This window comes from Microcystis wesenbergii FACHB-1317, from assembly GCF_014696875.1.
Lineage (GTDB): Bacteria > Cyanobacteriota > Cyanobacteriia > Cyanobacteriales > Microcystaceae > Microcystis > Microcystis wesenbergii_A.
Genome location: NZ_JACJQV010000055.1, coordinates 1 through 7,764, shown reverse-complemented (window position 1 = coordinate 7,764; position 7,764 = coordinate 1). Strand labels below are relative to the sequence as shown.

The 7,764-nt window shown below is 41.3% G+C and carries 4 protein-coding genes and 2 pseudogenes; 3 read left to right on the top strand and 3 right to left on the bottom strand.

Going from position 1 to position 7,764, the window contains the following annotated elements; translation table 11 throughout:
* Nucleotides 1–656: 656 nt before the first annotated feature.
* Both H6F92_RS02395 and H6F92_RS02390 read right to left on the bottom strand, forming a co-directional pair.
* Complete coding sequence (locus H6F92_RS02395; protein ID WP_190356658.1) at nucleotides 657–1,247, bottom strand: Uma2 family endonuclease; 591 nt, start codon at nucleotides 1,245–1,247, stop codon at nucleotides 657–659.
* A 372-nt stretch (nucleotides 1,248–1,619) separates the two neighbouring features.
* The gene (locus H6F92_RS02390; protein ID WP_190356657.1) at nucleotides 1,620–2,114 is read right to left on the bottom strand and encodes a hypothetical protein; all 495 of its coding nucleotides are present in this window, start codon (nucleotides 2,112–2,114) and stop codon (nucleotides 1,620–1,622) included.
* Nucleotides 2,115–2,477: 363 nt separating this feature from the next.
* On the opposite strand from H6F92_RS02390, the gene H6F92_RS02385 reads away from it, so the two are divergent.
* Complete coding sequence (locus H6F92_RS02385) at nucleotides 2,478–3,308, top strand: hypothetical protein (RefSeq protein ID WP_002756806.1); 831 nt, start codon at nucleotides 2,478–2,480, stop codon at nucleotides 3,306–3,308.
* A 129-nt stretch (nucleotides 3,309–3,437) separates the two neighbouring features.
* Here the strand turns inward: H6F92_RS02385 and H6F92_RS02380 are convergent, their stop codons facing one another.
* Nucleotides 3,438–4,121, bottom strand: coding sequence for a DALR anticodon-binding domain-containing protein (locus H6F92_RS02380; RefSeq protein ID WP_190356656.1), 684 nt, complete (start codon nucleotides 4,119–4,121; stop codon nucleotides 3,438–3,440).
* Nucleotides 4,122–4,571: 450 nt separating this feature from the next.
* On the opposite strand from H6F92_RS02380, the pseudogene H6F92_RS02375 reads away from it, so the two are divergent.
* Nucleotides 4,572–7,001 (top strand): annotated as a pseudogene (locus H6F92_RS02375) (phosphoketolase family protein).
* Between the two features lie 200 nt (nucleotides 7,002–7,201).
* A pseudogene (locus H6F92_RS02370) lies at nucleotides 7,202–7,764 on the top strand (IS701-like element ISMae34 family transposase); the annotation flags it as partial.

Genomic DNA, 7,764 nt, shown 5'->3' with positions numbered 1-7,764 from the left:
AAACTAATAAAACGGAGAGCCTATGGCTTGAGAAACTTTCGGAATTTTTGGGTTAGAAGTATGTTGTCTTGGCATCTTGTCTGTTGATTTAGCATAAAGAGTAACGAAGAGCCCAAAACTATAAGTTATAACAATCCTATCATTCGCTTAAAAACAAGCCAGTGGGAATCTTTATGCTCAGAAAATCGAAAGGATAACTATGAACTTGTAATAGTAATTCATAAAGGAGATACATTAATAGAAATTATTAGAGTAAGTTCAGTTTGGGCTACTTTAAAAAATATTTTAAGTAAACTTAACCACCAGAGTATATCTCAAGCTAATTATCAAGGAACTGTTGAAGTGATACTTGGGTTACAAAAAAATCAGGACGGAAACGCTAATGAAATTTTAATCAACTGGCAAAGGCTTTTTAAATCAATACAACATTCCCATGTCAATATATATCCACAAGGGATACCTAATGTTACAAAGGGATCGTGAATGTTTTCAGAAAGTCACTAACTTTCTTTTATCCATTTTACAAGCTCGTCACTCACATTTCTCTTCCCCTTAATATACTGAAATTCTCTCAACCAAAATCTGATTGATAATTTGCTGCTTCAACGAATCCACAGCAACTGAAGCAATAATTTCTTAATCGTTTTCTATCAATATTAACCCAAGCAATTCGGTTTAATCCCTGCTCTAAATTCTCCCAGCGCTTGAGCATGATTTTCTATACCAATACAACGCATCAATAAATCTACATCTAAACTCGGTAAAAGTTGCGATTTACTAACAGCTTCATAACCATCATTTCCTAAACTATAAAACAATAACTCATCATTCATCCAAAACCAAACTTCGGGAATTTGTAACCGTTTGTATGCTTCCAGTTTATTAATTCCTCCACTACTAACAACCACCTCAATTACTAAATCAGGATGTTTTCTATTTGCTCCCAATTCATAGGATTCATCACCTTCTCTTTTAACCTTTTCAAATTCATTTTCTAGGGTGACAGAACCAGTAGGAGTAAAATCTAATCCCAAAAATTCTAAATAAATTTCTACTAAAGAAGCAATACGTTTTTTGATAGTTTCGTGTTTTTTCCCTGGCATTTTTCTAATCTCCAAAACTCCATCTAAAAAAGATAACCTTAACCCTGGGCGATCGATTAGCTGTTCAACAGCTTTGAATTCTCTCCAGGTTAAGTCACTAATTAAAATTGGTTCTGCTTCTCGTTCGATTAGTGTAGTTATCATAATTTAAACCCAAATTTAGAGAGTGAATTTTGTTCACTATGAGATGATATAAAAACAGATGATCATGGAAAATATCATAGTCTAACAAACTACCCTTAATCATACCATAGCCAGTAAACCTTTTGAGAATACCAAATCATCAGACCTCTTGTAAAAATCAAAAATTGTTGTTAGGGTTAGGAGTCAGTAGTCAGGAGAATTAAGAATGAATAATAATCAATTAAATGGTCTATTTACAGATGTTAGACAATCTAATCCTTATTTTTGACATTTTTGAACACTCAAAAATTAATTATGCAAGAGAATTACCTGTTAATACTGCACACTTAAAACTCAAATCTGATAACTGATAACTGATAACTGATAACTGTCTTACTCAGCTTTTACCAAACCCTGAGAGCGAATACAGGCCTGTTCCCAGCGACAATCGGGATTAACTTCCACTGGTTTGAGTCGCGCCCAGATTTCGCCTTGATCATCGGCATAAAAACTATCGATAATAGCAGGAATACGAGTACCAAAAGGTTCGGTAATCAGGACAGAATCGGTCAGATTAAATACTTCGCCATTAGCTCCCGTCGCTTTTTCGATGACGGGAATTTCTGCTTTGGGAATCGGTTTTCGGAATGGAGGAGCCGAATCGAAACGGGGACGGAGAGGAGATTTTATCTCGCTACTGACTGATTTTACCGTTTCCGCCGCTGGTTTTTCCTCAATTATTTCTGGAGGGGTTTCTGGGGGTTTGGGGGGTACTGCAGCCCTAGAACCCTTTTTAATAATTTGTAGAGGTTGTAGGGGAGGAGTGGTTTTAATTGGCTCTTCGGGGGGTTCAGGGGTGCTAGGGGTTTTCTTCGGGGGACGTGGCATGATACGACAAGGAAAATAAAAACTATAGGATTATTGAAGCACATCGAGCCGCTAACTCGCTCGACCGATGCTTGTGTCAATTTTGCTGTGGCTAATTCTTCCCTGGATCCAGGCCAGATACCCCGCACTATAGCTATCTAGGAATTAGTCGATTCCCCTCTCTCCCCAACTTAATGAAAAATTTTCTCAGTAAGTATTGACAAAAATTCCTAATAAGCTTATAGTTATTTGTAGTGTTCTCCTCTCAAGGATCGGCAGTGGAACCGCGCGGCAGTCTCTAACAATGCGGTTCCCATTTTTTTTGGAACGATAGAAGGCTTTTAACGTCTCTAAACTTCTAGGTTTCCTCATCCTTTGGCTTTTATGAACGATAATTCCGACCTGTACCTCGATCATCTCACCCATGCGGATACTGTCATTACTGCTGAAATTGTCGAGCATGAGAGTCAATCAACAGATGAGACAGATTGGCCGGCTCTATCCTCTCATTTACGTCAACAAAATCAAGAATTACAAGCGGAGATCTGGCGACGGGAGCAAGCTCTCGCAGAACTGCGATCGCGGTTAGCCGAGCAACATCGTCGCTTGCAAAGTTGCGATACCCTAATCCAGCAGCAAAACGAGGAACTGCAATACGAAAAGCAACAATTACAGCGAGCTTTAGGGGAAATCGAACAGTATCGTCAAGCAGAACAACGGCAACCGATGATTATTGCCAATTTGACCGCAGAATTGACCCGCACGCGTCAACAATTAGCCCGTTTAGAGCGAGAATGTGCCTTAATTCAGGAAAGTTATCAGGAAAAAAGCCAAAAACTCTGCAACTATGACCAGCAATTGCAAGAATTACGCACCCGTCTCCAACGTCAGCAACGCTACACCCTCCAGTATAAAGCGGCCTTAGCCCAGTATTTCCAACGCGGTAGCGATCGCAATTCTCCCCCAGATTTAGCCATTGTTGCCAAGGCAGCTGCGATCGAGCCTTGGTCTCAGACAGAGAATCAAGAAAGGGATGAAGTGGCTCCCATGGATGAGTTTTTAGCGGAATTAGAGACAATTGAGCCAGTAGAATCCTTAAATAAGAAAGACAGGGATTGGCCCGCACCTATCATCTCTCCTTCCCCGAAATATTCCTCTTTTCGGGTTGATTTGCCCACTTTTATTAAATATCGCCAAGAAAAAGATAATTCCTGAAAAACAGAAAGAGAGCCGGCGACTGTCCATGTTTCGTCTCGGCTCTCTATTCTGGTTCGCTCCTCACACTAATTAAAATTTATCATAAGCTGATGGTTTTGTCCACTAAATTCATAAAAGTTAATATTTTTATAGTTCCGTCATCGGCAGCAGTTGCCATTTTTGACGGAGAAGACGGTTAAGTAGTTTTTGACTGACGCTAATCAGGACTAATCTCGATCGCTGAATTGGGGCCGATTCTCCGATAATGCGACAGTTACGCTCAAAATTGAGCATCGCTTCGCACAAATTCGCAGTTAGGGGATAGAGTTTCTGGCCTTCCCAACAATCACAAACGGTTAAAATTTGCAGGATTAAGGCTATTTCGGCGGGATGATGCCATGATAATAGTTCTGGCTCGATTAATCTAACTTTTTCCCGATTGAGCAGTTGTAACAAACTAGAATAGCGAGCGTGGGTGTATTGAAATAAAAAGAAAAATTCTCCTTCGGGATGGAGAGGAAGCTGATCGGAGAAAAATTTATCAATTAAATCGTTTAGTTTCAGTAACCAAAAGGACAAAAATTGCTGATCTAATAATAATTCTAGCCATCCTTCCTTAAGCTGAATTTGCGGAAAAAGGGCGATTAAATGGTTAAATATAGCTTGACATTGAGCAGGTGTAAAATAATAAAACAGAGGTGAACGATAGAGGATACTATCAGTTTTTGGGCAACAATAGAAAGTTAATTTATGTTTTTTTTCTGGAAAAATATGAATGAATTGTTGTTTTAAGCAATGCTCGATCGAGGGGTGATTGCAGATAAAATTCATACTCAGAAGGGTAAACGTAGTCTGATCAAATGGCTCTTTTGAACATTGGGTGAAAAATATTCATCATGTTACATTATGGACGCAAACAGTTTGATAAACTCACTGACCAGGTTGCGTCCCCACCTGCGCGTAGTGTAATTGGTAGGGTCATACAGCCTACTACCTTTCTTTGAGAATATTTACTGATCACCATAACTCCAAGAGAGCCTACCAAATTAATACTAAATCCGTTGAGTGTAGGCTACTTATAGAGGAGAGGCAATCATGCAACAGGCAAGAGGCTTACCCTTAAACTACGAACAGCTTATCGAATAAGACTGGCCATCATAGCCTAAAAAAGGGCAAAAAAGGGGAACTAAATTTTAACCAATACCACACTTTTTCTTAAACTTTAGACAAAGTTTATGTGTAAAGGTACAGACAGTTGATATTTACTCAGAGGAAGAAAGCATGGCAAGTCATCCCGAATCTACCACTGACAGCATTAGCTGTTTTGGTGTTGCTCGCTCTACAATTCAAGGAACCCCCTTAAATGATGATGAAGTCAGCAAAATCGATGCTTGGTTGCGGGCTGCTCACTATCTGATGTTGGGAATGCTCTATTTACGCGATAATCCCCTACTCAAAGAGCCGCTTAAACCCGAACACATCAAAAATCGGGTCTTAGGTGACTGAGGATCAAGTGCAGGCCAAGGTTTTATCTATGCTCATTGTAATCGGGTAATTAAAAAGTACGATCTCAATGCCATCTATCTTAACGGTCCGGGTCACGGTGCGCCGGGGGTTCTTGCCCCTTGTTACCTTGAGGGAACCTATTCTGAGGTGTATCCCGATAAAAGTGAAGATGAACAGGGGTTGAAGAAATTCTTTAAACAATTCTCTTTTCCCGGTGGGATAGGCAGTCACTGCACCCCCGAAACCCCCGGTTCTATTAATGAAGGGGGAGAATTGGGATATTGTATTTCTCACGCCTATGGTGCTGTGTTTGATAATCCTGATTTAATTACCTTTGCAGTGGTGGGAGACGGGGAATCAGAAACCGGTCCGCTGGCTACTTCCTGGCACTCCAACAAGTTTCTCAATCCCATCACCGACGGAGCGGTACTGCCCATCTTGCACCTCAACGGTTACAAGATTAACAACCCTACCCTCCTTTCTCGCATCAGTCATTCAGACTTAGAAAATCTCTTCTTGGGTTATGGCTATCAGCCCTATTTCGTGGAAGGTTCTGATTTGCCCAGTATGCACCAAGCGATGGCGGCAACTTTAGATCATTGTATTGAGGAAATTCGTCGAATTCAAGCCGAGACCCGTGGCAGTGGCGAAGCCAAATTCTGCCGCTTTCCTATGATTGTCCTCCGTTCTCCCAAAGGCTGGACAGCACCGGCTGAGATTGACGGACATAAAATTGAAGGCTTCTGGCGAGCGCATCAAGTACCAATGGCGGATGTGAAAACCAATTCAGAGCATTTAAGTCTGTTTGAAGCTTGGATGAGAAGTTATAAACCCGAAGAATTGTTTGATAGAACAGGTAAATTAATTCCCGACCTCAAAGAACTTGCGCCCAAAGGTGTGCGCCGCATGAGTGCTAATCCTTATGCTAATGGAGGACTCCTTCGCAAAGACCTAGAAATGCCTGATTTCCGCAATTATTGTCTGGAAGTTCCTAAACCGGGGCAATTTGAAGCCGAAAATACCCGTCCGTTGGGAGTGTTTCTGCGGGACGTGATGAGAAATAATATGAGCAATTTCCGAGTTTTTGGTCCCGATGAAAATACTTCTAATAAGTTAAATGCTATCTATGAAGTTAGCAAAAAAACATGGTTAGCTAATTATCTCCCTGAAGATGTAGATGGAGGAGAACTCTCTCCCAATGGTCGGGTGATGGAAATGCTCAGTGAACATACCCTAGAAGGCTGGATGGAGGGATATTTATTAACGGGACGACATAGCTTTTTTTCTACCTATGAGTCTTTTGTTCATGTCATTGATTCTATGGTCAATCAACATTGTAAGTGGATTGAAAAATGTAATGAAATCTCATGGCGCGCTCCCATTCCCTCATTGAATCTCTTAATTACCTCTACGGTATGGCGACAAGATCATAATGGTTTTACCCACCAAGATCCTGGCTTTTTAGATGTTGTAACCAATAAAAGCCCTGAAGTCACTCGGATTTATTTACCCCCAGATGTCAATTGTTTATTGTCAGTAAGTGATCATTGTTTACGCAGTAAAAACTATGTCAATGTCATTGTTGCTGATAAACAACTACACTTACAGTTTTTAGACAAAGACGCTGCTGTGGTTCACTGTAGCAAAGGTATTGACATCTGGGAATGGGCGAGTAATGATGGTGGAAGTGAACCCGATTTGGTATTTGCGGCGGCGGGTGATGTCCCGACAATGGAAGCCTTAGCAGCCACAGCCATTTTACGCGAGCATTTTCCCGATCTTAAGATACGCTTCATCAATGTTGTGGATTTATTCAAGTTAATGCCGGCCGAAGAACATCCTCATGGTTTATCGGACACCGATTTTAACAGTCTGTTTACCCCAGATAAACCGGTTATCATTAACTTCCACGGTTATCCTTTCCTCATTCATAAGTTAACCTACCGTCGTATCAATCAAGAACGCATCCATGTACGGGGCTATAAAGAACACGGTAATATCAACACCCCCTTAGAATTAGCGATGCGTAATCAAATTGATCGTTTTAGCTTGGCCATCGATGCGATCGATCGTATTCCTAAATTACAAATCGTTGGCGGTCATTTGCGAGAATGGCTGAAAAATCAGATTATCGAACATTCCAATTATGCTTATGCAGAGGGGATCGATAAGCAAGAAATTCGCGAATGGAAATGGCCATTTTAAAAGGCTGAGGGGCAAGACTTCCTGAGAGGTGCTAATCTTGCCCCTTTAAACCAGATTTTCGAGGTATTTAAAAATAATCCCCCATGGTTGCTGTCGAGAAGAGCCATAAACCTAACAACTTAATGGGACTTAAACGCTCAACAAGAGTAGAATCGAGTATAATCGTTAAAGAATAAGCACTTTACGTTGAAAGAGCAGCGATGAAAGAGACAACCCCAGCCGCGATGCCCCCATGCTTTGACCGATGGTGTCGGCGGTTTGACAATTGCTTCAAAAACGAAGCGCAAAAAAACGGCTTCAGACAATATTTAGGAGGATTATTAGGGGAAAGTGAGAGGAAAAACCTGACTCAAATGGCCAATAATGCCGTCGGAGTAGTTTATAACCGATTACATCACTTTTTGACCGAATCTCCTTGGTCAGACCGTCAGGTGAATGAATGTCGGTTGCAAGTGATGAACCAATGCCGCCAGACGCAAATCCCCCGAGGATTTTCCCTGATTGTCGATGACTCAGGACATCGAAAAAGTGGCAATCTGACCGCCGGAGTTGGGAGGCAGTACTTGGGAGAAATTGGCAAGACAGACAACGGAATAGTCGCCGTCACTACTCATCTCTACGACGGCAAAAAAAGTGTACCCCTAGACAGGGAAATTTATCAACCGGCTAGTTCCTTAGCCGAGGGGAAAGAAGACAAAGAATTTAAGAAGAAACCGGAGATAGCGATAGATTTAATTGACCGGAGCTTAAGCAGAGGCTATCG